Source organism: Paractinoplanes rhizophilus (assembly GCF_042664765.1).
In the GTDB taxonomy this organism is placed as follows: domain Bacteria; phylum Actinomycetota; class Actinomycetes; order Mycobacteriales; family Micromonosporaceae; genus Actinoplanes; species Actinoplanes rhizophilus.
In genome coordinates this window covers 69,152-93,363 of the sequence record NZ_JBHTBJ010000025.1, presented here as the reverse complement: position 1 = coordinate 93,363, position 24,212 = coordinate 69,152, and the positions used below count along the sequence as shown (strand labels likewise).

At 70.3% G+C, this 24,212-nt stretch carries 25 protein-coding genes; 21 read left to right on the top strand and 4 right to left on the bottom strand.

Annotated elements, in window-relative coordinates:
- The first annotated feature begins 26 nt into the window (after positions 1-26).
- From ACFQS1_RS27635 to ACFQS1_RS27575, 13 genes are all read left to right on the top strand, one after another.
- Positions 27-941, top strand: coding sequence for a hydroxymethylglutaryl-CoA lyase (locus ACFQS1_RS27635; RefSeq protein ID WP_378973800.1), 915 nt, complete (start codon positions 27-29; stop codon positions 939-941).
- Positions 938-1,798 carry an ethanolamine utilization protein EutJ gene (gene eutJ / locus ACFQS1_RS27630; RefSeq protein ID WP_378973798.1) on the top strand — a complete coding sequence of 287 codons (861 nt, stop codon included), beginning with the start codon at positions 938-940 and terminating at the stop codon, positions 1,796-1,798. The genes ACFQS1_RS27635 and eutJ overlap by 4 nt, the downstream gene beginning before the upstream one ends.
- A complete protein-coding gene (locus tag ACFQS1_RS27625) occupies positions 1,795-2,409 on the top strand; it encodes a BMC domain-containing protein (RefSeq protein WP_378973795.1) in 615 nt (204 codons plus the stop codon). Before eutJ ends, ACFQS1_RS27625 begins: the two co-directional genes overlap by 4 nt.
- Positions 2,409-3,041, top strand: a complete 633-nt coding sequence (locus tag ACFQS1_RS27620; RefSeq protein WP_378973793.1) for an isochorismatase family protein — start codon at positions 2,409-2,411, stop codon at positions 3,039-3,041. The genes ACFQS1_RS27625 and ACFQS1_RS27620 overlap by 1 nt, the downstream gene beginning before the upstream one ends.
- Positions 3,042-3,045: 4 nt before the next feature.
- Positions 3,046-3,789, top strand: coding sequence for a maleate cis-trans isomerase family protein (locus ACFQS1_RS27615; RefSeq protein ID WP_378973790.1), 744 nt, complete (start codon positions 3,046-3,048; stop codon positions 3,787-3,789).
- Positions 3,789-4,142: a cupin domain-containing protein gene (locus tag ACFQS1_RS27610; protein WP_378973788.1), complete on the top strand. Its 354-nt coding sequence runs from the start codon at positions 3,789-3,791 to the stop codon at positions 4,140-4,142. The genes ACFQS1_RS27615 and ACFQS1_RS27610 overlap by 1 nt, the downstream gene beginning before the upstream one ends.
- 3 nt (positions 4,143-4,145) lie before the next feature.
- Positions 4,146-5,075: a DMT family transporter gene (locus ACFQS1_RS27605; RefSeq protein ID WP_378973786.1), complete on the top strand. Its 930-nt coding sequence runs from the start codon at positions 4,146-4,148 to the stop codon at positions 5,073-5,075.
- A gap of 152 nt (positions 5,076-5,227) precedes the next feature.
- Positions 5,228-6,241: an ABC transporter permease gene (locus tag ACFQS1_RS27600; RefSeq protein ID WP_378973783.1), complete on the top strand. Its 1,014-nt coding sequence runs from the start codon at positions 5,228-5,230 to the stop codon at positions 6,239-6,241.
- Positions 6,238-7,110, top strand: coding sequence for an ABC transporter permease (locus tag ACFQS1_RS27595; RefSeq protein WP_378973781.1), 873 nt, complete (start codon positions 6,238-6,240; stop codon positions 7,108-7,110). Before ACFQS1_RS27600 ends, ACFQS1_RS27595 begins: the two co-directional genes overlap by 4 nt.
- Positions 7,111-7,120: 10 nt before the next feature.
- Positions 7,121-8,104 carry an ABC transporter ATP-binding protein gene (locus ACFQS1_RS27590; protein WP_378973779.1) on the top strand — a complete coding sequence of 328 codons (984 nt, stop codon included), beginning with the start codon at positions 7,121-7,123 and terminating at the stop codon, positions 8,102-8,104.
- Positions 8,085-9,071 carry an oligopeptide/dipeptide ABC transporter ATP-binding protein gene (locus ACFQS1_RS27585; RefSeq protein WP_378973776.1) on the top strand — a complete coding sequence of 329 codons (987 nt, stop codon included), beginning with the start codon at positions 8,085-8,087 and terminating at the stop codon, positions 9,069-9,071. Before ACFQS1_RS27590 ends, ACFQS1_RS27585 begins: the two co-directional genes overlap by 20 nt.
- A 189-nt stretch (positions 9,072-9,260) precedes the next feature.
- Positions 9,261-10,898: an ABC transporter substrate-binding protein gene (locus ACFQS1_RS27580; RefSeq protein ID WP_378973773.1), complete on the top strand. Its 1,638-nt coding sequence runs from the start codon at positions 9,261-9,263 to the stop codon at positions 10,896-10,898.
- A 1-nt stretch (position 10,899) separates the two neighbouring features.
- The gene (locus ACFQS1_RS27575; protein WP_378973771.1) at positions 10,900-12,294 is read left to right on the top strand and encodes an MmgE/PrpD family protein; all 1,395 of its coding nucleotides are present in this window, start codon (positions 10,900-10,902) and stop codon (positions 12,292-12,294) included.
- A 63-nt stretch (positions 12,295-12,357) separates the two neighbouring features.
- Here the strand turns inward: ACFQS1_RS27575 and ACFQS1_RS27570 are convergent, their stop codons facing one another.
- Positions 12,358-13,443, bottom strand: coding sequence for a 2,5-dihydroxypyridine 5,6-dioxygenase NicX family protein (locus tag ACFQS1_RS27570; protein WP_465263222.1), 1,086 nt, complete (start codon positions 13,441-13,443; stop codon positions 12,358-12,360).
- A gap of 60 nt (positions 13,444-13,503) precedes the next feature.
- On the opposite strand from ACFQS1_RS27570, the gene ACFQS1_RS27565 reads away from it, so the two are divergent.
- Positions 13,504-14,439, top strand: coding sequence for a TIGR03620 family F420-dependent LLM class oxidoreductase (locus ACFQS1_RS27565; protein WP_378973766.1), 936 nt, complete (start codon positions 13,504-13,506; stop codon positions 14,437-14,439).
- A gap of 25 nt (positions 14,440-14,464) precedes the next feature.
- On the opposite strand, the gene ACFQS1_RS27560 is transcribed toward ACFQS1_RS27565, so the two are convergent.
- From ACFQS1_RS27560 to ACFQS1_RS27550, 3 genes are read right to left on the bottom strand one after another with little or no spacing between them, the layout of a single operon-like run.
- A complete protein-coding gene (locus ACFQS1_RS27560; RefSeq protein WP_378973764.1) occupies positions 14,465-14,989 on the bottom strand; it encodes a UGSC family (seleno)protein in 525 nt (174 codons plus the stop codon).
- Positions 14,986-16,023 carry a hypothetical protein gene (locus tag ACFQS1_RS27555; RefSeq protein ID WP_378973762.1) on the bottom strand — a complete coding sequence of 346 codons (1,038 nt, stop codon included), beginning with the start codon at positions 16,021-16,023 and terminating at the stop codon, positions 14,986-14,988. The genes ACFQS1_RS27560 and ACFQS1_RS27555 overlap by 4 nt, the downstream gene beginning before the upstream one ends.
- Before the next feature lie 3 nt (positions 16,024-16,026).
- Positions 16,027-16,422 (bottom strand): cupin domain-containing protein, encoded by a 396-nt coding sequence (locus ACFQS1_RS27550; protein ID WP_378973759.1) that lies wholly within the window; start codon positions 16,420-16,422, stop codon positions 16,027-16,029.
- Between the two features lie 237 nt (positions 16,423-16,659).
- Here ACFQS1_RS27550 and ACFQS1_RS27545 point away from each other — a divergent pair, with 237 nt between their 5' ends.
- The 7 genes from ACFQS1_RS27545 to ACFQS1_RS27515 are packed head-to-tail and all read left to right on the top strand — an operon-like array spanning position 16,660 to position 24,195.
- The gene (locus tag ACFQS1_RS27545; RefSeq protein ID WP_378973757.1) at positions 16,660-16,947 is read left to right on the top strand and encodes a EutN/CcmL family microcompartment protein; all 288 of its coding nucleotides are present in this window, start codon (positions 16,660-16,662) and stop codon (positions 16,945-16,947) included.
- A gap of 2 nt (positions 16,948-16,949) precedes the next feature.
- Entirely contained in the window at positions 16,950-17,474 is a 525-nt protein-coding gene (locus tag ACFQS1_RS27540; RefSeq protein ID WP_378973755.1) for a BMC domain-containing protein, read from the top strand.
- 15 nt (positions 17,475-17,489) lie between these two features.
- Positions 17,490-17,999, top strand: coding sequence for a hypothetical protein (locus tag ACFQS1_RS27535; RefSeq protein ID WP_378973753.1), 510 nt, complete (start codon positions 17,490-17,492; stop codon positions 17,997-17,999).
- 58 nt (positions 18,000-18,057) lie between these two features.
- Positions 18,058-18,327 carry a BMC domain-containing protein gene (locus tag ACFQS1_RS27530; RefSeq protein WP_378973831.1) on the top strand — a complete coding sequence of 90 codons (270 nt, stop codon included), beginning with the start codon at positions 18,058-18,060 and terminating at the stop codon, positions 18,325-18,327.
- A 50-nt stretch (positions 18,328-18,377) separates the two neighbouring features.
- Positions 18,378-19,463: an SDR family NAD(P)-dependent oxidoreductase gene (locus ACFQS1_RS27525; protein ID WP_378973751.1), complete on the top strand. Its 1,086-nt coding sequence runs from the start codon at positions 18,378-18,380 to the stop codon at positions 19,461-19,463.
- Complete coding sequence (locus ACFQS1_RS27520) at positions 19,460-21,553, top strand: hydantoinase/oxoprolinase family protein (RefSeq protein WP_378973749.1); 2,094 nt, start codon at positions 19,460-19,462, stop codon at positions 21,551-21,553. The genes ACFQS1_RS27525 and ACFQS1_RS27520 overlap by 4 nt, the downstream gene beginning before the upstream one ends.
- Before the next feature lie 2 nt (positions 21,554-21,555).
- Positions 21,556-24,195, top strand: a complete 2,640-nt coding sequence (locus ACFQS1_RS27515; RefSeq protein ID WP_378973747.1) for an SDR family oxidoreductase — start codon at positions 21,556-21,558, stop codon at positions 24,193-24,195.
- Positions 24,196-24,212: the final 17 nt, after the last annotated feature.

Below are 24,212 nucleotides of genomic sequence, written 5' to 3'. Positions count from 1 at the left end.
AGTGTGACCGAGGCAAGGAGGGGTTGATGCCGGAGACCGTCGACATCGTGGAGGTCGCACCACGGGATGGGCTCCAGAACGAGTCCACCGTTCTCGACGTCGAGACGAGGATCGCGCTCATCCATCGGCTGATGGAGGTCGGCGCCCGCCGGATCGAGGCGGTCAGCTTCGTCAGCCCCCGGCACGTCCCGCAGATGGCCGGCGCCGAGGCGGTGATGGCGGGCGTGCAGCGCCGTCCCGGGGTGGCGTTCGCTGGTCTGGTGGTGAACGAGCGCGGCTTCGACCGTGCGGTGACCGCCGGCGTCGACGAGATCAACTTCGTCGTGGTGGCCACCGAGACGTTCAGCAATCGCAACCAGGGCACCGGTGTGGCGGGGACACTGGAGCGGTGGGCGGCGATCGCCGGTCGGGCGAAGGATGCGGGGATGCGCCGGTCGGTGACCATCGGCGCCGCGATGGGCTGCCCGTTCGAGGGTGAGGTGGCCGTCGACACCGTGGCCCGGCTGACCGCCCGCATCGCCGAGATCGGGGTGGACGAGCTCGCTCTGGCCGACACCATCGGGGTGGGCGATCCGGTCGGCGTGACGGCCAAGCTGTCCGCCGCCGCCCGTGAGGCGCCGGGCGTGCCGCTGCGCTGTCACCTGCACAACACCCGCAACACCGGGCTGGCCAACGCATACGCCGCCGTCGAGGCGGGGGTACGCGCCCTCGACGCCTCGCTCGGCGGGATCGGTGGCTGCCCGTTCGCGCCGGCCGCCACCGGCAACGTGCCGACCGAGGACCTCGCGTACATGCTCGAGCGGATGGGCGTGCACACCGGCATCGACCTGTCGCGCGCGGTCGACCATGTCCCGTGGCTGAGTGAGCGACTGGGCAAACCGTTGCCGGGGATGCTGTCGCGCGCCGGTCTTTTTCCATCGGTTGCCGTGGGGCCGGCGTGAGGCCGCCGGCCGCGGGCACGCTGGACGAGCTGCTTGCCCGCACCGGGCAGGTGATGGCCGGTGCGGTGACCCGGCCCGGCGACGGTGAGCTGCGCGTCGGGGTGGACCTCGGCACCGCCTACACGGTGGTGGTGGTGACCGACGAGCGCGGCTGGCCGGTCGCCGGGGCGTACCGGTTCGCCAAGGTCGTGCGGGACGGCGTGGTGGTGAATTTCCACGGCGCCGTCCGGCTGCTCAGCGCGCTGAAGTCCGATGTGGAGGAGCGGCTGGGGCGGCCGCTGACCCAAGCCGCGAGCGGCTTCCCGCCGGGCGTCGCACGCGGTTCGGTACGCGCGGTGGAGCATGTGCTGGAGGGCGCCGGGCTCACCTGCTCCGGCCTGGTGGACGAGCCGAACGCGGCGAACGCGGTGCTGGGCGTGACCGACGGCGCCGTCGTGGACGTCGGTGGCGGCACCACCGGTATCGCGGTCTTCCGGAACGGCGAACTGTGCACTGTCGCCGACGAGCCGACCGGCGGCACGCACGTGTCGCTGGTGCTGGCCGGCGCGCTGGGCGTGCCGTTCGACGAGGCCGAGGAGCTCAAGCGCGACCCGGCCCGGGCCGCCGAGCTGTTCCCGATCGTCCGGCCGGTGTTCGAGAAGATCGGCGTGATCGTGCGGGACGTGGTCGCGCCGTTCGAGGTGGAGACCGTCCACCTGGTCGGCGGCACCTGCCGGTTCCCCGGCATCGACCGGGTGGTTGCGGAGACGACGGGTATCCGCACCACCGTGCCGAGCGACCCGCTCTTCGTCACCGGGCTCGGCTTGGCATATCACGACCGGGCTCCGGTCACCATCGCGACGGAGGACCGGCAATGACCGATATCCGTGCCTACGTGTTCATCGACCAGGCCCAGCCGCAATTCGCGGCGTACATCGGCACGGTCACCTCCGGTGATCTGTTGACCAAGGGCATGTCCGCGCTGTACGTCGAGGTCGCCCCGGGCAACGAGGTCTTCCGCCTGGTGGACGTCGCGCTGAAGTCATCCGACGTGCGCCTCGGAGCGCAGATCGTCGAGCGCGAGTTCGGCACGATCGAGGTGCACAGCTTCGATCCGAGCGCGGTACGGATGGCCGGCGAGACGATCCTGGGCCACCTCGGCAAGAGCCCGGCCGACGCCCAGGCTCCGGAGATCACGTCCACCGAGCGGATCAGCAACGTGCACGCGTACCAGGCGCAGTTGTTGAACCGGTCGCGGCGCGGCTCGATGGTGGTGCCCGGCGACTCGCTCGCCGTGATCGAGTGCGCACCGGCGGCGTACGTGAACCTGGCGGCGAACGAGGCGGAGAAGGCGGCGTCGGTGACGCTGGTCAACTGTGCCTCGGTCGGCCGGTACGGCCGGCTCTGGGTGAGCGGCCGGGAGAGTGACGTCGAGGCGGCGCAGGCGGCAGCAGTAGCCGCGCTCCGGCGCCGGCCGGGGGAGCGCTGATGTCCGAGCTGGACGCGAACTACGCCGCCGCCGGCTTCCACGCCGCCCTGGATCCCGGCACCCGGCCCGCGCTGCTGCTCGTCGACATGGTGCGGGCGTACCTGGAGCCGGAGTCGCCGCTCTACGCGGCCGTGGAGAGCACGCTGGCTCCGGCCGCCGCCGTGCTCGCCGCCGCCAGGGCGGCCGGCATCCCGGTGGTCTACACACAGGTCAGGTACGCCGAGGACGGCCGAGACGGCGGCATCTTCTTCCGCAAGGTGCCGGCGCTGGCAGTCTTCGCCGGCGACCACGACCTGGGCCGGATCGCCCCGGAGGTCGCCCCCGAGCCGGGGGACACGATCGTGGTGAAGCAGTATGCCAGCGCGTTCTTCGGCACCTCGCTGTCCTCGACACTCACGGCGCTCCGGATCGACACCGTCATCGTCATGGGCTACAGCACCAGCGGGTGCGTGCGCGCCTCCGCGGTGGACGCCCTGCAGTTCGGTTTCATCCCGCTGGTGGTCCGCGACGCGGTGGGCGATCGGCACCCCGACCCGCACCACGCGAACCTCTTCGACCTCGCCGCCAAGTACGCCGATGTCTGGCAATCGCACCGGGTGGTGGATTACCTCAGCACGCTGCCGAAGGAGTGACCGGATGACCAACACGGTGGGATATCGCGCTCAGATGGGCGTGATCATCCCGTCCACCAACAGCGTCGTCGAGCATGACTACAGCCTGATGCGGCCGCCGGGCGTCACTTTCCACTACGGACGCATGTATATCGAGCAGCCGACCGCGGACGACGACGACGCGTTCGAGCAGCTGATCCAGCAGATCCGGGCGACCACCGCGACGGCGGTCCGGGACGTGCTCACCGTCAAGCCGGACTATCTCGTCATGGGGATGTCGGCGGAGACGTTCTGGGGCGGCAAGGCGGGCAACGACGCGTTCACCGAGAAGGTGCGGGCGCTGTCCGGGCTGGATGTGGCGACCGGCGCCGATGCCTGCGGCCGCGCCTGCGCGGCGCTGGGCATCCGCCGGGTCGCGGTGGTCACGCCGTACCAGGAGGTCGGTGACGCGCAGGTGCGGACGTTCTTCGGTGAAATCGGGCTGGACGTGGTGCGGCTGGAGGGGCTGAAGTGCCCCTCCGCCACCGCGATCTCCGAGGTGCCCGAGGAGCGGCTCCGCAAGGCCCTGGTCGACCTGGACGGGCCCGACGTGGAGGGCTTCATCCAGGTCGGCACGAACCTGTCGATGCTCACCCTCGCCGATGAGGCGGAGCGCTGGCTGGGCAAACCCGTGCTGGCCATCAACGCCACGACGATGTGGCACGCCCTGCGGTCCAACGGCGTCAACGACCGGCTGATCGGGTTCGGAACTCTGCTGAGGGAGCTGTGATGACCGGCAGCGTGACCCGCTCCACGGACGCGGAGCTGATCCGGATCGACCGGGTCGAGGGGCGGCCGTTGAGTGCCCCGGCCGAGATACGGGTGCTCGCCGAGCACGACCGGATGCTGATGGTCGAGGTGACCATGCCGCCGGGCGCGGGCTCGCCCCGGCATGTGCACGACCACGAGAGCGTCGGCTACGTGGTCCGGGGCCGGGTGCGCGCGGTCATCGGCGGCGTGACGAGCGAGCTGTCGGCCGGGGACGGCTTCCTGCACCCGCCTGACGTCCCGCACGAGATGCTGGCTCTGGACGAGGGAGCGGTGTGGCTGGAGATCAAGTCGCCGCCACGGCGCACCTGGTAACGGATGGCGGACCAGCCGGTCGGCGAACCCGCCGAGGAGGCCGGGCCACACGGACGGCTCACCGTCCTGGCGCTGGTGGTGGGCATCGCCGCCATCCTCGGATGCAACATGGTGGCGCTGAAGTTCGCGCTGCGCGAGTCCGACCCCCTCACCATCCAGGCGCTGGCCACCGTGGTGGGCTTGATGACGCTGGTGATCGCCGCCCGGGCCGGCCGGAAGCCGCTGCGGCTGCCCCGGCACACCCTGCCCGGGGTGATCGGCGTGTCGATGGGCATGACGGTGGGCTCGTCGCTGGGGGTCGGCCTGGGCGTTCAGCGGGTCAGCGCCGGGGTGGCCGCGCTGCTGATGGCGACCACGCCGATCATCACGCTGGTCCTGGACTTGGTGGTGCTGCGACATCGGCACACCTGGCACGGCCCGGTGGGAGCGTTCCTGGGGCTGGCGGGAGTCGCCGGCATCGCCTGGGGCACCGGCCAGGGCGAGGTGCTGGGCGTCCTGTTCATGCTCCTCGGGTCGTTCGGCTGGTCGGTCGGGCTGCTGGCGATGAAGTCGGTGCAGGGGCAGGTCCCGGTCACCTCCTTCCTCGCCATGCAGATGGCTCTCGGTGTGCCGGTGCTGCTCCTGGCGAGTTATCTGGTGCACGGCCTCGCGGCGAACTGGACGCTGATCTTCGTGGCGGCGGTGATCTACAGCGGCGCGATGGCGAAAGGGGTGAGCTTCCTGCTCCAGCTCATCGTGGTGCGGCACGGGACGGCGCTGCACGCCAGCCTCTCGGCGTTCCTCATTCCCGTCTTCGCCTTCCTGGCCGGCTTCGCCTTTCTCGGCGAACGGATCCGGGCCGTCGAGCTGGTCGGTGCGGTGGCCATCCTGCTGGGCGTGGTGCTGGTCCTGCGCTCCGGCGGGCGGTCCGCTGAGCCGGAGCCGACAGGCTGAAATGAAATCGTGTGTGTCTGGCGCCACAGCCGCCAGATTGTATACGTTAGCGAGGTGTCTCGATTGGTTATGAGTGCACCGACCAGGCAATAGATAACCACAACTACGAGTTCGGGGACCCAGATGCATACCAGGGTCGCGGAGGCGTGGATATGACCGTACTGAAGCTGATCGGCCGACGGCTGCTCCTCCTGCCGGTGTCGCTGTTCGTCCTGATCACGCTGTCCTTCGGCCTGGTGGAGCTGATGCCCGGCAACCCGGCCGTGACGGTCGCCGGCAACTTCGCCTCGCCGGCGGAGATCGCCGCGACCGAGCACCGGCTCGGGCTGGACCGGTCGATCGGGGTCCGCTACGTCGACTATCTGTGGCACGCGATCCAGGGTGACCTCGGCACGTCGTTCTTCACCGGCCAGCCGATACTCACCGAGTTGGGCAACCGGCTCCCGGCCACGATCGAGCTGGTGGCGCTCGCGCTGGCCTTCGCGGCCGTGTTCGGTCTGCTGCTCGGCACGATCAGCGCCTACCTTCGCCGCAGCTGGTACGACCGGTTCTCCCGTGCGGTCGTCTCGCTGCTTCAGTCGGTGCCCGACTTCGTCCTCGCGCTCGGTCTCATCTTCGTGCTGTTCTACCTGGCCGGGGTGGCGCCGCCGCCGGTCGGCCGGATCGGCCTCGGCGCCGAGGCGGTACCGACGGTCACCCGGTTCCTCCTGATCGACACCCTGCTGGCCGGCCGGCCCGACCTGTTCGGCCAGGCGCTGTGGCACCTGATGTTGCCGGTGATCGCGCTCGGTGTGGTCTACGCGGCGTTCTTCGCGAAGATGACGCGCTCCACAATGGTCCCGGCGCTGAACTCACCCCAGGTCGAGTTCGCCCGGGCATGCGGGCTCTCCGAATGGCAGGTCGTCCGGTACGCCTACCTCCAGGCCCGGGCGCCGATCATCACCTACGGCGCGATCCTCTTCGGCTCGCTGGTCGGCGGCGCGGCGATCGTGGAAACGATCTTCTCCTGGCAGGGCGCCGGCCAGTGGGCACTGGACTCGATCCTGGCCGTGGACATGCCGGCGATCCAGGGCTTCGTGCTGGCCACCGGCGTCATCACCATCGTCCTCTATCTGCTGCTGGACGTCATGATCATGCTTCTCGATCCCCGGGTCAGGTACGAATGAGTGAGACAATGGAGGCCGCCGCGGCGGCGAACATCGCGCCCGGGGCGGCCCGGCGGCGTCAGATCCTCACCAAGGCCACCTCGCGGCCGGCGATTCTGGTCGGGGTGGGCGTCATCCTGGCGCTCCTCGCGGCCGGCTTCTGGTTGCCGCTGCCCTACAGTCCGACGGCGCCCGACCCGTCGGCCACCTCCCTGCCGCCGAGTGCCGCCCACTGGTTCGGCACCGACGGCGACGGCTTCGACGTGTTCTCCCGCACCATCGCCTCGGCCGGCCGGGATCTGCCGCTGGCGGTGATCGGCACGCTGGTCTCGCTCTTGGTCGGGGTCCCGCTCGGCCTGCTGGTCAGCACGAAGGGGCGGTGGCCGGAGCGGGTCATGCGCGGGCTGGACGTCTTCCAGGCGTTCCCGCTGGTGATCATCGCGATCGCGATCGTGACGCTGACCGGCAACAAGCTCCAGAACGTGATTCTCGCCGTCATGATCATCAACGTGCCCCGATTCATGCGGCTGATCCGCAGCGAGGCGCTGGCGATGCGGGAGAGCCGGTTCATCGAGGCGGCCTGGGCCGCCGGCGCGACGCGATATCGCGTTCTGGTCAAACACATCCTGCCGAACGTCGCCGGGGTGACGCTCGCGCAGTCGTCGCTGGCCGCGGCTCAGGCGATCATCGTGATCGCCGCACTGAGCTTCCTCGGCGTCGGCGTCTCGCCGCCCAATCCGAGCTGGGGCCTGATGATCCAGGAGGGCGCTCGCCAGATGACCATCGGCCAGTGGTGGGTCGTGGCGTTCCCGGGCCTCGCGGTGCTGCTCACCGTCATCTGCTTCAACCTCATCGCAGACGGCCTGCAGCTGGCCTCGGAGTCGGACTAGGGGTGGTCACATGCTGACGGTGAACGGCATCACGACGCATTTCGACACCCGCCGTGGACTGGTGCGAGCGGTCAACGACGTTTCGCTCGAGGTGCCGTCAGGGCAGATCGTGGGGCTGGTCGGCGAGAGCGGTTGCGGTAAATCGGCGACTATCCGCTCGGTGCTCGGGCTGATCCGGCCTCCCGGGCACACGGTCTCCGGCGAGGCGATCTTCGAGGGCGCGGACCTGTTGCGGATGTCGAAGCGCAAGCTGCGGCAGGTGCGGGGCAACGAGATCGGCTTCGTGGCGCAGAACCCGTTCGGCGCCCTGAACCCGATCCTGCGGATTCGCGACCAGTTCCACAACGTCATCACCACGCACCGGGGGCGGATGCCGCACGCGAAGACCCGGGCCATCACCCTCGACACCCTGAAGGCGGTCGGCATCCCCGGTCCGGAACGGGTGGTCGACGGCTATGCGCACGAGTTGAGCGGCGGTATGGCGCAGCGGGTGGTGATCGGCATGGCGCTGGTGCTCGATCCGCGGCTGATCGTGGCCGACGAGCCGACCACCGCGCTCGACGTCACGATCCAGCGCCAGATCCTCGACCTGATGCGCGATCTGGTCCTCACCAGCGGCCGCTCCATGTTGCTGGTCACCCACGACCTCGGGGTGGTCGCCCAGTACTGCGACCAGGTGGTGGTCATGTACGCCGGCAAGGTCGTCGAACGCGGCCGGGTCGACGAGGTCTTCGTCCGGCCGGCGCACCCCTACACCCTCGGCCTGCTCAACTCGGTGCCCCGCCGAGGCGCGGAGGTGCACACGCTGCGCGGCCGTGTCGCCGATCTCGTCGACTATCCACCGGGTTGTCCGTTCGCCGACCGCTGCAGCTTCGTGCTGGAGCAGTGCCGATCGGTGGTGCCGGAGCAGCGGACGGCGTTCGATGGCGGCCGGACGGTCGCCTGTCACCGGGCCGAGGAAGAGGTGAGCGTTCGTGTCGCTCGTGCGGGTTGAGGGACTGTCCAAGGCGTTCCATCGGGCGAACGGCGAGCCTGTCCACGCGGTCAACGACGTCTCGTTCGCGATCGGCGAGGGCGAGACCCTGGCGCTGATCGGTGAGAGCGGATCGGGCAAGTCGACGATCGGCCGGCTGCTGCTGCGCCTGATCGAGCCGGACGCGGGCACGATCGAGATCGACGGGCAGGACGTCCGCTCGCTCGGCCGGGAGCCGCTGCGCCGGATGCGCTCCACCATGCAGGTGGTCTTCCAGGAGCCGTACGAGTCGTTGAACCCGCGGATGCGGGTCGGCGACATCATCGCCGAGCCGTTGGCCATCCACGAACCGCAACTGAGCCGTGCCGAGCGCCAGGAGCGAGTGTTCGAGACCATGCGCGAGGTCGGCCTCGAGAGTTCCTATGCCGATCGTCTCCCGCGCGCCATGAGCGGCGGCCAGCAGCAGCGGGTGGGCATCGCCCGGGCGATCGTGACCCGGCCGAAGCTGCTGGTGCTGGACGAGCCGACCTCGTCGTTGGATCTGTCCGTGCAGGCTCAGATCCTCAAGCTGCTGCACCGGCTCCAGGAGCAGCTGGGCATGTCCTACCTCTACATCTCCCACGATCTGTCCACAGTGAACTATGTCGCGCACCGGGTGGCGGTGCTGTATCTGGGCCAGGTGCGCGAGATGGGTCCGGTGGCCAGGGTGGTCGACGACCCGCAGGACCCCTACACCCGCGCGCTGTTGAGCGCTTACCTGAGCCCGGACCCGCAGGTGGGCCGGGACTACGAGTTCGCCTTGCGCGGCGAGATCCCCAGCCCGACCAGCCTGCCGGCCGGGTGCTTCCTCTACGGGCGGTGTCCCATCCGGCTGGACCGGTGCGCCGTGCCACCGGTACCGCTGCGTGGCATCGATCCCGGGCATGTCGTCCGGTGCGTCCGCGCACCCCTGTCCGAGCCGATGCCTGTCCATGAGGTCGCTCGATAGTTGCATGCAAAGCCAGGCGTGGCGAGCTAGATGGTTGAGATTTACAAGCGAGTTTGTAACGAACCTTGACCTGGAAGGTTCAACATGTATACAACTTTCCCGTGCGTTGGTCGCCCGTGTGCGCGCGGACGGCGGTCGAGTTCGACCGGTCGGTCACCTGACATCTCTGCGACGAGAAAGGGGACCCTGATGTCTCCTAGAAAATTTCGCCGTCTCCGCTGGCTCGGCGTCGTGCTCACCGCGGCGTTGGCCGCCGGCACCGCCGCTTGCTCCGCCGACTCCTCCACCAGCCAGGGCGGCACCACCAACCCCACCTTCGTGTACGCCGCCGCCGGCGTGCCGGCCGGTCTGGACGTCTGGAAGCACTACGAAGGTGACGCGAGCCGGCTCGTGATGTACGAATGGGCCTCGACGCTGGTCGAGTTCGACGCGAACAAGGTGGCCGGCGGCGGTTGCGACCGGCTCGCCGACGCGTCCAACCTGAGCCCGCGGCTGGCCGAGAAATGGGACTACAGCCCCGACCGCAAGCAACTCCTCTTCACCCTGCGGCAGGGCGTGCAGAGCCCGGCCGGCAACGCCATGACGGCGCAGGACGTGGTCTGGACCCTGGACCGGGCCAACAAGCTGAGCAACGTCGCTCGCTTCCTCATGTTCGACGTGGCGAAGTTCGACAAGACCAAGCCGTTCGAGGCCAAGGACGACCGGACCGTCGCCGTCAACCTGACCCAGCCGACCTCGCTGGACGTCGCGATCTTCACGTATCCGATGCTCGGCGTCATCGATTCGACCGAGGCCAAGAAGAACGCCAACGGTGAGGAGTGGGCGGAGACCTACCTGGCGACCGCGATGCCGAACTTCGGCCCGTGGAAGCTCGACCAGCTCCAGCCGAGCAGCCAGATCGACCTGTCGCCCAACCCGAACTTCTGGGACAAGGCCAACCGCGGCAACCTCGGCAAGCTGGTCATCCGTAGCGTGCCGGACGCCTCGACCCGCCTCCAGCTGGTCGAGACCGGCCAGGCCGACTACGCCGAGAGGCTGTCCTTCGACCAGTACACGCAGGTGGACAAGAGCGACCGTGCCCAGCTCATCAACTGCGTCTCGCCCAACCGCGACACGCTGATGCTGAACCAGAAGTCCGGTCCGTTCACCGACCCGAACGTCCGTAAGGCGATCTCCATGGCCATCGACCGGCAGGCGCTGGTCACCGGCGTGTACAAGGGCCTGTTCAAGCCGGCTACCACCGGTCTGAGCGAGGTGTACTGGACTCCGGGCCCGGACGCCAAGAAGTTCGAGTTCGATCCGGAGCAGGCCAAGACCCTGCTGCAGCAGGCCGGGGTCGGCAACCTCAGCTTCGAGATCCTGGCCTCGCCGACCCGCCCGGGCGCCTACGCGCAATCGCTGGCGGTGCAGATCCAGAACATGCTCAAGAACGTCGGGGTCACCGCCTCGGTCAAGGTGATCCCGGGCGCCACCGAGTTCAGCGACACCTACTTCAAAGGCAACTACCAGGGCGTCATCTACCTGGAGCCACCCGCGGTGGGTGACCCGTTCTACTCGCTGAACCTCTACAACACGACGGTCAGCTTCCAGAACAGCTTCGGTTACAACAACAAGCAGTACGACGAACTCGTGGCGAAGGTGCTCACCACCGCGCCGGGGCCGGACCGGGACGCCTTGCTGGCGCAGGCCTCGGACCTGATCGTCGAGACCACGCCGCAGGTCTATCTGGTCGAGCAGCGCTATCTCCACGCGCTGGGTGCCAATGTCCAGGGTTACCAGAACACGCCTACCGGCCAACTGTTCACCTACCGCATGAAGAAGGGCTGACATGGGCGAGAGCATCCAGCCGCACGCAACCCGCCGGATCGCCGGATTCATCGACTCGCTGACCTATGCCGACCTGCCGGCCGAGATCATCGGTCAGGCCAAGCGGCTGCTCCTGGACTACCTGGGCGCCGGACTCGCCGGCGGCACCCGGCCGCACGTCGTCAAGGCCCGGGAGATCTCGCTGCGGCTCGGTGGCGGCAACGAACAGTCCACCGTGCTCTCGACCGACCTGCGGGTGGCGATGGACCGGGCCGCGTTCCTGAACGGCGTGGCCGGGTCCTCCACCCCCCAGCTCGACGACGTGTGCAAGGAGTCGCTGGGGCATCCCGGCGTGGGCACCCATCCGGCCGTCCTGGCGGTCGGCGAGGCGCAGGGCAGCTCCGGGCAGGAGGCGCTGGTCGCCATCGTGGCCGGCTACGAGCTGTCCTGGCGGGTCGGTGCCGCGGTCGGGCTGGACGCCTTCAACACCGGCTGGCACCCGCGCGGTGGCTGCAACGTCTTCGCCGCCGCGGTGGCCGCGGCGAAGATGCTCGGGCTGCGCGGCGAGGACACCTATTGCGCCGTGCTCGGCCTGGCCGGCAATCAGGCGGCCGGCTTGATCTCGGCCTGTTTCTGGCACGACGCGTGGTACCTGCTGTCCGGTCACGCCTCGCAGAACGGCGTCTATGCGGCGCTGCTGGCCCAGGCCGGCTACACCGCGGGAGACACCGTGCTGGAGGACCCGTACGGCGGTTACTGCAACGTGGTCTGCACCGACGGCGCCGACTACGACCGGCTGATGGAAGGGCTCGGTGAGCGGTTCGAGCTGCCGTTCACCGGCCAGAAGGTGCATTCGTCGTCGGCGGCGACGCACGCCGCCGTGGACGCGACGCTGGCCCTGACCGAGCGGTACGACCTCCGGCCGGACGACGTCGACCGGATCGAGGTGCACACCTACCAGGTGGCCGCCGAAACGCTCGGGAAGAAGCATCCGGACCGGCACGTGCACGCCGCGATGAGCATTCCGTACCTGGTTTCGGCGGCGATCACCGACCGGCAGGTCTCGCTGCCGCAGTTCACCGCCGAGAAACTCGCCGCGCCGGGCGTCGCCGCGCTGCAGGACCGGGTGGAGATGATCCTCGACCCGGAGCTCGACGCGATGGCGCCCAAGCATCTGCCGGCCCGCGTCGTGATCGTCACGCGCGACGGGCGGACCCTCTCCGAACAGGTCGTGGCGGCGAAGGGCGACCCGGACAACCCGCTGACCGACGACGAGACGGCGGAGAAGTTCCGCAAGCTGAGCGCCGGCATCCTCACCGACGCGGCGATCGATGACGTGATCGCGATCGTCGGCCGGCTGGAGCAGGTGGACGACCTTCGCGAGTTGACCACGGCGCTTCGCGACATCCAGCGGTAGCCGTTCGGCGTCGAGGCCGGGCCGCCATTGTCGTCGGCCCGGCCTCTCCGTGGTTCGTGGTGCTCAGACCACCAGCCGTCCCTCGTCCACGACGGTCTTTCCGTCGAATGCGACAGTCGCCGAGCGGGCGGTCATGTCCACGTGACACGGTGCCCGGGTGACGCCGCCCAGGTGGACGTCGGCGCCCAACGCCATGCTCAAGGCACCCCACGTGTGGGTGTCCTCGCACGGACCGGCGTAACCGGCGGCGACACATCGGGCGTTGGTGCCGATGCCCAGCTCGGTGAGGTGGTAGGCGCCGGGGTGGTCGAGCGAGCTGAGGTAACGCCTCATCCGCTCCGCCTCGACTCCGCCGTCGATGTCGGTCACCAGGCCGTCGACCACGGTGAAACCGATCGGGTCCAGAAGCTCCTTGTACTCCGGTGCGTTGACGCTGCGGTCGATGACCAGCCGGCCGCTGACCGAGCCGATGTCCGGAGCGGTGGAGATCTGTCCGCCGGGCCAGATCTGCACGCCGCCGATGCCCCGGCCCTGCATGTGCACGCCGGTCGACCAGTTGATCCGGTGCGCGCCGATGCGCATCCGCAGGTCGGTGCCGTTGGCATCGCCGATGGTCACCTCGGTGGTGGCGGCCATCGCCTCTCCGACCACCGTCGAGGCCTGATGCAGCTCGGCGACCTCGTCGGCGGAGGACGGCAACAGACGCTGGATGTTGTCGGCGTCCAGGTACGGGATCCAGCCGATCCGGGTCCCGGACAGGGTGGCGAGGAAACGTGGGTCGAAGAGCAGCCGCAGGTCGGCGTTGAGGATGAGGCCGACGTCGGCGGCGCCCAGGGCGGCCAGCAAGGTCTCCGGCGCGTGCCGGTCGTCCGCCCATACGCTGGCCTCGGCGAACCGGCCGAACTCGCGCATCGAGACGAACGTGCGAGGGGCATAGCGCAGCACCGTGACCTCGGCGCCCAGGCCGCCGGTGGCGGCCACGAAGGCGTCGACGGTGTCCGGTGCGGCGGTGTCGTCGTGAACGATCAGGACGCGATCGTCGGCCCCTACGTGCATGCAATATTCAAGGGCGATTCGAGCTGCTCTGGCAATTAGCTGGTTCAATCTGACCTCCGATGAATGCGACTTCTTGAAATGTATACAATTCATCGGTAGGGTCTCAAGCGACGCGGGCCAGCCGCGCCCACTCGGACCGGAGGTGTCGACGGTATGGACCTGGGTCGGATCGGACTCTTCAGCGGCCACCTCAACCTGATGACGGCGCGCGCGGCGAACGAGACCGTGCAGGCGGCAGCCGATCTCGGCTTCGGCACCGTCTGGCTCCCGGAGTCGGCCGGCAAGGAGGCGCTCACCCACGCGGCGGTGACCCTCGGCGGCACCACCGGCATCGCGGTCGCCACATGCATCGCCAACATCTGGGTCCGGGACCCGATGGCGATGGCCAACGGCGCCCGCACGCTGATCGACGCCTACCCGGACCGGTTCCTGCTGGGCGTGGGCATCGGCCACCGCCCGTCGGTCGCCATGCGCGGGCACGACTTCTCCCGGCCGATCGCCACCATGCGCTCGTATCTGCAGATGATGGACTCCGCGCCGTTCCGCTGGAACGGTCCGGTCGGACGGGTGCCCCGAGTGATCGCCGCGCTCGGGCCGAAGATGCTGGAACTGGCCCGGGACCACGCCGACGGGTCCTGCCCCTACCTCACCATGCCGGTGCACACCGCCGGCGCCCGTAAGCTGCTCGGCCCGGACGCGATCCTGGCTCCGGAGCTGGCGGTGGTGGTGACCACCGACGCGGAGAAGGCCCGGCGGATCGCCCGCGAGCACTTCGCCAACTACCTTCGCCTCGAGAACTACCGGAACTCGCTCCTGCGGGCCGGATGGACCGAGGCCGACCTCGCCGACGGCGGCAACGACCGGCTGACCGACGCTCTGGTCGCCTGGGGCGAGCCGGCGGCGATCCGCGACCGCGTGCAGGAGCACCTGGAGGCCGGCGCCAGTCACGTCTCGATCCAGATCCTCGGGCCGAACCACGGCTACTCCGCCTGGTCTTACGCCTCGCTGGAGGACGAGGACATGCGGCGGGGCGGTGACGAGTTCCCGATGGACGACATGCGGCGGCTGGCCACGGTTCTGTTCCGCTGAACGGTGCGGCGCGCTCACCCGGCGTTCAGTCGGTGAGCGCGCCGGCCAGCCCTCCGATGTACGGGGTGACCAGCTCGGCGATCTTCTCCCGCGGCTGACCGAACAGGCTCTCCCGCACCCGGAACACATGCAGCGCGGGCATGCCGTACGTGTCGCAGACCTGCCGCACGATCTCCTCGACCGCGGCGGTGCAGACCACCGCCGACGGCAACCCGGCCAGCTCGGCCCAGATCGCGTCCCGGATCCCGCGCGACATGCAGGTGACACAGTCGCCGCCGACCACCACCAGCGCGTCGTGCCGGGTCGCCATCGACGCCGCCCAGAGGTCGGGGGGCGGGTTGTCGAGCGGGTTGAGCGACACCCGGCCGAAGACCGCGCCGGGCAGCCGCGTGCGCAGGTTCGCCTCGGCGGCGTCGAGCATGCCCTGCCCCCAATGGCTGCCCTTGTTCAGCGTCCCGTCCACCAGGCCGATCCGCGGTTCGGCGCCGAGTGAGCGCGGGCACAGCGGACGGTCGTAGTGCCTGGTCCCGGTGGGGTCGATCAAGGTCATGAGGCACTCCTCGTGGTGACGGGCCGGGCGGCCGCCTCCACCGCGGCGGTGGTGGTGCTGCCGGAGCCGAACAGCGCTGCCGTGTAACCACCGAAGTCGCCGCCGGCCACGGCGACGAGGATCCGGTCGGGGGAATCGACGATGGACACCGGGCCGTCGTCCAGCCAGGTGGGCGGGAGCAACTCATCCAGGTATCCGTAGAGACCCCGCCCGCGCAGCCGGTCCGGGTCGAGCCGGGCGTGCTCGAAGACGTGCAGCGCAACGTCGGCGCGGGAGAGTCCGTCCCGGGCGATCAGCCCCGCGTGCTGCGGGGACAGCACCAGCCACAGGTCTTGCCGGAAATAGGCGTTGTAGGTGCCCGGGATGGCCAGGCTCTCGCAGATGGTCCGGAGCACGGCGGCGCCACTGTCGTGGCCCATGTCCACAATGGTCAACGGCGCCTCGGCGGAGAAGACGCTGACCCAGGATCGATCCGGGTCGAGGCCGCGCTCGGTGTGCCAGCTGTCCCACGGGCTCAACGCCAGGTGCTCGGTGAAGCAGTAGCTGTACTTGCCCGGATGACCGAGGGTGGCGTGGTCGAGCCCGCCGGTGCGGTGGCTGCCGACGTTGCGCAGCACCAGCAGCAACGCCCGGCCGATGGTGGCGTTGGCGCGGGCCTTGGACCCCAGTGCCTCCCAGTCGCCACTGGCCTCCACCGCTCCACTGGCCGGCCCGTTGACCAGCAGCACCGGGCTCTGGCTGGAAGCTGTGGTGAGCACCCGGTCCAGGTTGAACGCCGGCTCGGCGGCGGCCCGTACGGCGGCCTCCACGATGGGCAGGTATCCGGGCCGGCACCCGGCCATCACGGCGTTCGCCGCGATCTTCTCCCGGGTGGCCACGCCGCCGGCCGGGGCGAGCAACGCGATCGGCTCGTCCCGGCGGTCCACCGCGTCGCCCAGCATCGCCTCGACACGGTCCGGCGTGGGCGGCACGACGGGCAGGCCGTCGGTCCACCCGCGCCGGTAGCACTCCTCGATCAGGTCGGTCGCGTCCACCGATCAGGCCTGACCGAACAGCTTCAGCAGATCCGGCCGGAGCGGCGCGTGGAACTCCAGCGCCACCGCGTCCTCCAACGCCTTGCAGGTGTGCCAAGTGTTCGCCGGGTGGTACCAGGTGTCGCCGGCCTCCAGGATCTGGACCGGGCCGTCGCCCACCTTCATCTCGAACTTCCCGGAGACCACGTATCCGATGCTCTCGTGGTCCGGGTGCATGTGGCCGTCCTGGTCGAAGCCCGCCTCGGCCTTGAGGTGCACCAGCAGCGTGCCGGCGCCATGGACCAGGAGCTCGCCGCTGCCGCGGCCCTTGATGGTGTGACCGGCGATCTCGGCGCCACCGAACGTCACTTTCGCGCCGTCGCCGATCGACTTGACGAAGTAGGTGTCGGACTGGGTCATACATGCCTCCCGGGATTGGTTCGCGTCCGCGAACTGTACACAATCAGGCAGCTCGATAGTCTCCGAAACGGTCCGGCTACGCCAGCGTTGGCACTAAAATAGCGGAGCTTACAGAGCAGTCGGTAGTGCTGCCGGCGGCCGACCCCTAGCGGCCGGAACGAAATTTCGTATACAAACCCTTGCGCTGGTGGCTCCCGCATGTTTGCCTGATCACGTCGCTCGACACCGAGGGGACGCATGGAACTCGCACAGGTGGTCGGATCGGTTGTCGCGACCACGAAAACAGCCGGCCTGGAAGGGCGCAGCCTGCTCGTGGTCGTTCCGGTCGAGGTGCCCGGCGCCGCATCGGGGCCGGCATACGTGGCGGTCGACCGGGTGGGCGCCGGTGTCTCCGAGGTGGTGCTGGTGACGCGTGGCAGTGCCGCCCGGCGCGCCGTGGGTGCCGACAACGAGGTCGACGCGGCGGTCGTGGCGATCGTCGACCGCATCGACGTGCCGGGCATGGCCGGCGGAGCGGGGAACTGAGCATGGCCGACTCGGTAGGGACATTGCAGGTGCGTGGTCTCGCCTCCGCGTTCCGCGCGGCCAACCTCGCCGCGAACACCGCCGCGGTGACCGTGGCCGGATTCGCCTACATGCACGAGGGCCAGGTGGTCGTCACCTTGCGCGGTGCGGTGGACTCGGTCCGGGCGGCGGTGGACGCGGTGCTCGGCGGCCTCGGGCCCGACGTGGTCACCGCACACAGCGTGATCGGCCGGGTCGCCACCGATCTGGACCCGGTCCTGCGCGAGCGCACGGTCCGCGTCGGGGGCCGGGTCGGAGCGCCGGTCGTCCGCGGCCGGGGCCGGGCGTACGCCGAACCGGCGCCGGAGACCGGAACTCCGCCGGACCGGAACGGAACTCCGGCGGGCGGAAGTGAAACTCCGGCGGACGGACGCGGAACTCGGGCGCCGGGCGGAGCCGCAGCACGGAAGGCGCCGGGCGGCAGGCGTGGCAAGGCGGGTGGCCCGCCGGCCGGTGACGACGGCCCGCAGACCCCGGGTCAGCCCTAACCGACAGGAGATCAGGTGGATCAACGCGCACTCGATCAGCTCGTCCGGTCGATCACCCGGGAGCTGGCCAAGCAGCAGCCGGAGCAGAACGGCAGCGGTGACACGCGGGCGGCCCGGCGTCCCGCCCCGGCGCGGCCGGCGTCCCGCCCCGGCCGGGCCGGGCGGCCGGACGACCGTCCGCGTGCCGAGCAGGCGTGCTGGTTGATCGACAACTGGCGGGTCCGCGAGTCGGAACGAGATCAGTTCCTGGCGTTCTACCGCACCCACGTCGCCGAGGTGCTCCAGCGGTTTCCCGGCTACGTCTCCGGCCGAGTGCTGGTGGCGCCGCCGAGCAGCGACTACGCCTGGCACGTCCAGGCGATGTACGAGTTCGAGTCGGACGCCGTACGGGACAGCTTCGACCAAGAGTTCGACCGGCAGATCCGCAAGGTGGACCCGCGGATGACCCGGGAGAAGGTGCTCGACGAGATGGACAAGTGGGTCCTCGGTCACGAGGACGGATCGCTGACCGAGGTCTGGCGCTGACCCGCCAGAACGATAGAGGAGGACGACAGTGGCAGACAGCCAGCAGAGTGCCCTGGGCATGGTGGAGACCCGTGGACTGGTCGGCGCGATCGAGGCGGCCGACGCGATGGTGAAGGCGGCGAACGTTCTGCTCGTCGGCTCGGAGTACATCGGCGGCGGGTACGTGACCGTGCTTGTGCGGGGCGACGTCGGTGCGGTCAAGGCGGCGACCGATGCCGGTGGCGCGGCGGCGGAGGCCGTCGGCGACCTGGTCTCCGTGCACGTGATCGCGCGGCCGCACAGCGAGGTGGAGGCGATCCTCCCGCAAGGGCGCGGGCGCGCGTCCTGATACCGCGCCGTCCGCCCGCCAGGAAACGTGTCTGACCACAGGGGAGTGAGATGGGGCGACTGATCCGCGTCGGGGACGTCGAGCGCATAGCAGCCAGCGGCGGTGACTCGCTCGCTGTCGCGCCCGGCGAGATCCTGTCACCGCTCGCCCGCGACCGGGCCCGGGATCTGGGCATCGAGCTCCGCGCTCGCCCGGTCGACGGCGGCCCGGCGGCCAGAACCGAGGAGCTGGTCCGGCAGGCCCTCGGCGAGGTGCTCGCCCGGGTCGGCGACGGCGATCTCGAAGAGGTCATCCGTCAGGTCGTGGCCGAGGTCGGCGCTCGCCGGTCGGACCGATGGGCGCCGCCGGGCGCGGCGAGCGACGTAGGGCCCATCCTCGCCGGCCGGGTCGCGCTGGTGACCGGGGCGTCGTCCGGTATCGGAGCGGCGGTGGCGGTCGCCCTCGCCGCGGCCGGAGCCCGCGTGGCGGTGGGCACCTTCGCCGGCGATCCGCATCCGGCCGACGCGGTGGCCGAGCGGATCCGCCGCGACGGCGGGGAGTGCGTCGTCGTCCAGGCCGATGTCACTAGCACGGAGCAGGTCGACGCCGCCTGCGAACGGGCGGCCGCCTCGTGGGGCCGGCTGGACATCGCGGTGGCCAATGCCGGGGTACTGCGCCGTGACCCGATCGGTTCGCTGTCCGACCAGCGATGGCGCGACCTGCTCGACGTCGACCTGGGCGGCGTCATGCGCACCGCGCGGGCCGCGTCGGCACGGATGGCCGCCGGGGGAGCGCTGGTCTGCGTCTCCTCGATCGCCGGCGGCGTTTTCGGCTGGGCGGAACACGCTCACTACGCCGCCGCCAAGGCCGGCATGCTGGGGTTGACCCGCAGCCTGGCAGTCGAGCTGGGACCGCGCGCGATCCGGGTGAACGCGGTGCTGCCCGGCCTGATCGAGACGCCCCAGTCGCTGGACGAGGGCGCCAGCGTGGGAGCGGCGGGGCTGCGCGCGGCGGCCGGGGCGGTGCCGTTGCGCCGGATCGGCGCCGCGGCCGAGGTGGCCGACGCGATCCGCTTCCTTGTCTCCGATCAGGCGAGCTACATCACCGGACAATCGCTCGTGGTCGACGGCGGGATCAGCATCGCGTTGCCGCTGTGAGCCGGCGCCGCGTGACAAGTCGGGTTGAAGGGGCGTCCACTGTGTATCGCTTGGGTGTTGACGTGGGAGGGACGTTCACGGACCTCTTGTTGATTGACGAGTCGTCCGGCCGCACGCACCGGGTGAAGACGCCGTCCACGCCGGCCGACCCGTCGGAGGCCATCCTGACCGGAGTGGCGAAGGCGTGCGCGGCAGCCGGGATCCGGCCCGCGGACATCACCAGGGTCATGCACGGCACCACCGTGGCGACCAACGCGGTGCTGGAGGGGAAGGGCGCCCGGGTGGCGCTGCTGGTCACGTCGGGCTACCGGCAGGTGCTGCAGATCGCCCGGTCGCTGGTGCCCGGCGGGCTCGCCGGCTGGATCGTCTGGCCGAAACCGGAGCCGCTGGTCGACCTGCGGGACACCATCGAGGTCCGGGAGCGGATCGGCGCCGACGGCTCGGTGGTCGCGGCGCTCGACGAGGAAGCATTGCGCAGCGGCCTGCGGGTGCTTGCCGGCCGCGGCATCGAAGCGGTCACCGTCGCCTTGCTCAACGCGTACGCCAACGACGCGCACGAGCGGCGGGTGGCGGAGATCGTCCGCGAGGTCCTGCCCGGCCTGCCGATATCGCTGTCCAGCGTGGTCCTTCCGGAGATCCGCGAGTACGAGCGGACCATGTCCGCGGTGGTGAACGCCTACGTCAGCCCGGTCGTGAGCCGCTACCTGACCAACCTCGCCGCCAACCTGCGCGAGCGGGGCGCCGAGGGCGACTTGCTGGTCCTGCGGTCCGACGGTGGCCTGGCATCGATCACGCAAGCCGCCGAGGCGCCGGTGAACCTGTTGATTTCCGGCCCGGCCGGCGGCGTGACCGGCGCGCTCTGGGCCGCCCGGCTCGCCGGCCATGGCAACCTGCTCACCCTCGACATGGGCGGCACCTCCACGGACGTGGCGCTGATCGAGGACTTCGCGCCCCGGATCCGGCGCGAGACCGAGGTCGGTCACCTGTCGGTCCGGGCGCCGTCGGTGGATGTGCGGACCGTGGGCGCCGGCGGCGGATCCATCGCTCACGTGCCGGAGCTGACCCGGGCGCTGCGGGTCGGGCCGAGCAGCGCAGGCGCCGATCCCGGACCCGCGGCGTACGGGCACGGGGGAACCGAAGCGACGGTCACCGACGCCAACGTGGTGCTGGGCTACCTCCCCGCGGCGCTGCTCGGCGGCGAGATGACGCTCGACCGGGACGCCGCGCGGACGGCGGTGCGACAGGTGGCCGACGCGATGGGCGTCTCGTTGGAGCGGGCCGCCGCCGGCATCATCGAGATCGTCAACGAGGCGATGTTCGGCGCGCTGCGGCTGGTCTCGGTGCAGCAGGGGTACGACCCGCGGGACTTCGCGCTGATCTGTTTCGGCGGGGCGGGACCGCTGCACGCCAACGCGCTGGCGATGTTGCTGGGCAGCTGGCCGGTGATCATCCCGCCGTCGCCGGGGATTCTCAACGCCTACGGCGACGTCACCACGCAACTGCGGAACGAGGCGTCCCGGACCGTGCTCCGGCAGTTCTCGGAGATCCCGCCGGGTGAGCTCGCGACACTGCTGACCGCGTTGCGCGAACAGGCCGCCGCGGCGCTGGACGAGCTGCAAGTGCGACGATCGGACCAGCAGGTGGTGCTGGAGGTGGACGTCCGCTACCACGGGCAGGGCTTCGAACTGACCGTGCCGGTGGACGAGACCGCCCTAAACGGACTGGACCTGGCGAAGATCGGTGAGGTGTTCGACGCCGAGCACGTCCGGCTCTTCGAGTTCAAGCTGGACAGTGAACGCGAGATCGTCAACGTGCGGGCGATCGTGCAGGGCGTACCGGACACCGTGCCGCCGGCCGAGCTGCCGAGCGGTGGGCCGGACCCGGCCGCGGCCCGGGTGCGCGAGACCCGGATCTGGTTCGCCGGCAGCGAACATCCGGCCTGGATCTACGACCGGGCGAGGCTGGCGGCGGGCAACCGGATTCCCGGCCCGGCGATCGTGACCGAGATGGACTCCACCACGCTGGTGCTTCCCGGCCACGTGGCCGAGGCCGACCGTCATGGCAACCTGCTCATCCGGCCGGTGAGGTAGCCATGGCCTCCGTGGTGCAGACCCGCTCCGCTCCGGCGACCGTCGAGGTCGACCCGGTGACGCTGGACATCATCGAGAACGCTCTGCGCAACATCCGCGAGGAGATGGACGCGACGCTGTTCCGCACCGCGATGTCGCCGGGCATCCGGGAGCAGCACGACGAGTTTCCGCTCATCACCGACCGCCAGGGACGGATGGTGGTCGGGCAGTTCGGCTCGTTCATCCACGGGTTCCTCGAGGCGTACGACGGCGAGATCCGCGACGGTGACGTGTTCTTCACCTCTGACCCGTACCACTGCGGCGGCGCCATCAGCCATGCCAACGACTGGCTGATCCTGCTGCCGATCTTCCGGGACGGGCTGCTGGTCGGCTGGTCGTCGATGTTCGGTCACATGACCGATGTCGGCGGAAAGGTGCCGGGGAGCCTGCCCACCGACGCCACCTCGATCTACGAGGAGGGCGTGGTGGTGCCGCCGTTCCGGCTCTTCCGGGCGGGCGAGTTCAACGCCGAGGCGTTCGAGGTGATCCTCAACCAGGTACGGATCCCGGAGTGGAACCGGGCCGACCTCAACGGGGTGGTCGCGGGCTGCCGGGTCGCCGCACGGCGGGTGCTGGAGCTGTGCGACCGGTTCGGCGAGGAGACGTACCTCAGCGCGCTGGACGCTCTGCTGGACCGGAACCTGCGGGCGATGCGGGAGCTGATCACCCGGCACATCCCCACCGAGCCGGTGACGTTCGCCGACTACGTCGACGACGACGGCCTCGGCCGGGGCCCGTTCAAGCTGATGTGCACCATGTGGCGCGAGGGCGACCGGGTGGTCCTCGACTGGACCGGCACGTCGCCGCAGGCCACCGGGCCGATCAACTACTACCTCAACAAGAACATCCTGAAGATGTACTTCGGGATCTACATGATCATGGTCTTCGACCCGCAGGTGCTGTGGAACGACGGGTTCTATCCGCTGGTCGACGTGCGTTACCCGGAGCGGAGCCTGCTCACCCCGGAGCGGCCGGCGGCGCTCTCCTGCCGCACGCATGCGCTGGGACGGGTCTTCGACGTACTGGGCGGGCTGCTCGGCCAGCAGCAGCCGCATTTCCTCAACGGCGCCGGGTTCTCCTCCAGCCCGCATCTGATGTACTCCGGGCGTTACGACAACGGCGACTGGTTCCAGCTCTACCAGATCGGCTTCGGCGGCGTGCCGGGCCGTCGGGTCGGCGACGGTCCGGACGGACACTCGATGTGGCCGTCGTTCACCAACGTGCCGAACGAATATCTGGAGCGGTACTACCCGTTGCGGATCGAGCGCTACGAGACGGTGGCCGACTCCGGCGGGGCCGGACTGCATCGCGGTGGCAACGCCGTCGAGGTGGCGTACCGCTTCCTGCAGGACGGCGAGGTGTCCATCCACGACGACCGCTGGTTCACCTACCCGTGGGGCGTCAACGGGGGACAGCCCGGGGCGCGCAGCCGCAAGCTGCTGGAGAGGGCCGGCCGCGGCGTCGAGGTGTTGCCCGCCAAGTGCGACCGGGTGCAGGTGCGCAACGGCGACCTGCTGCGGTACATCACCTGGGGCGGCGGCGGCTGGGGCGACCCGCTGGAGCGCGACCCGGAGAACGTGTGGGTGGACGTGGCTCGGGGACTGGTCAGCGCCGAGGGCGCGCAGCGCTACGGGGTGGTGATCGGAGCGGACGGGTCGGTGGACGCCGTCGCGACCGACCGGCTCCGCGACAAGATCCGGCGTACCCGGCCCCCGACGACCACGTTCGACCTCGGCCCGGCCATCACGGAGCTGCGCGAGACCTGCCTGGCGGAGACCGGCCTGCCGGCGCCGTTGGATCCGGCCGGGCCGGGGGAGCCGGCCGAGCCGGCCGCATCCCGGTCGGTGACCTCGGAACACGCCACCGGCGGCCTGGCCGGCAAGGTGGCCGTGGTGACCGGAGCGGGCACCGGCCTCGGGCTGGCGGCGGCAGCGGCGCTGGCCGAGGCGGGCGCCACGGTGGTGCTGCCCGCCGATCCCGCCGATCGGCAGCCTGCCGAGGTGGCTTTCGTGGTCGCCCGGGCGATCGGCGCCGCCGCGTTGGTGGACGCCGACCTCTCCGGCGCCGACGGGGTCACCGACTTCCTGGACCGGGTGCACGAGCGCTGCGGCCGGCTCGACGTGGTGGTGGCGGTGCCGCCGGATCAGGGCGACCAGAACGGCGACCTGTCCGGCGACGGCTGGTCCGGTGCGCTCGACGGCGGTCTGCTCGGCATGCTCCGGATCGTGCGTGGAGCCGCCGGCCGGCTCGGTTCCGGCGGCAGCATCGTCTGCCTCGCGTCGTCGCTGACCGGTGCGGCCTTCGGGCAGGCCGGGCGGTCCGGGGAGGCGGCTGCCAACGCCGCGGTGCTCGGCCTGGTCCGCAGCCTCGCGGACGAGTTGGGACCGCACGGGATACGGGTGAACGCGGTGGTGCCCGGCCTGCTGGCCGGCTCCGACGAGGTGGATGACGGCAAGGTGGCCGAGCGGGTGCCGCTGCGGCGGCCCGGCGACCCGGTGGACGTGGCCGCGGTGGTGCGCTTCCTCGCTTCCGGCGACGCGGCGTACGTGACCGGACAGAGTTTCGTGGTGGACGGCGGCCTGAGCAGCCGACTCGCGGTGTGACCCAAGGAGGAGCACGA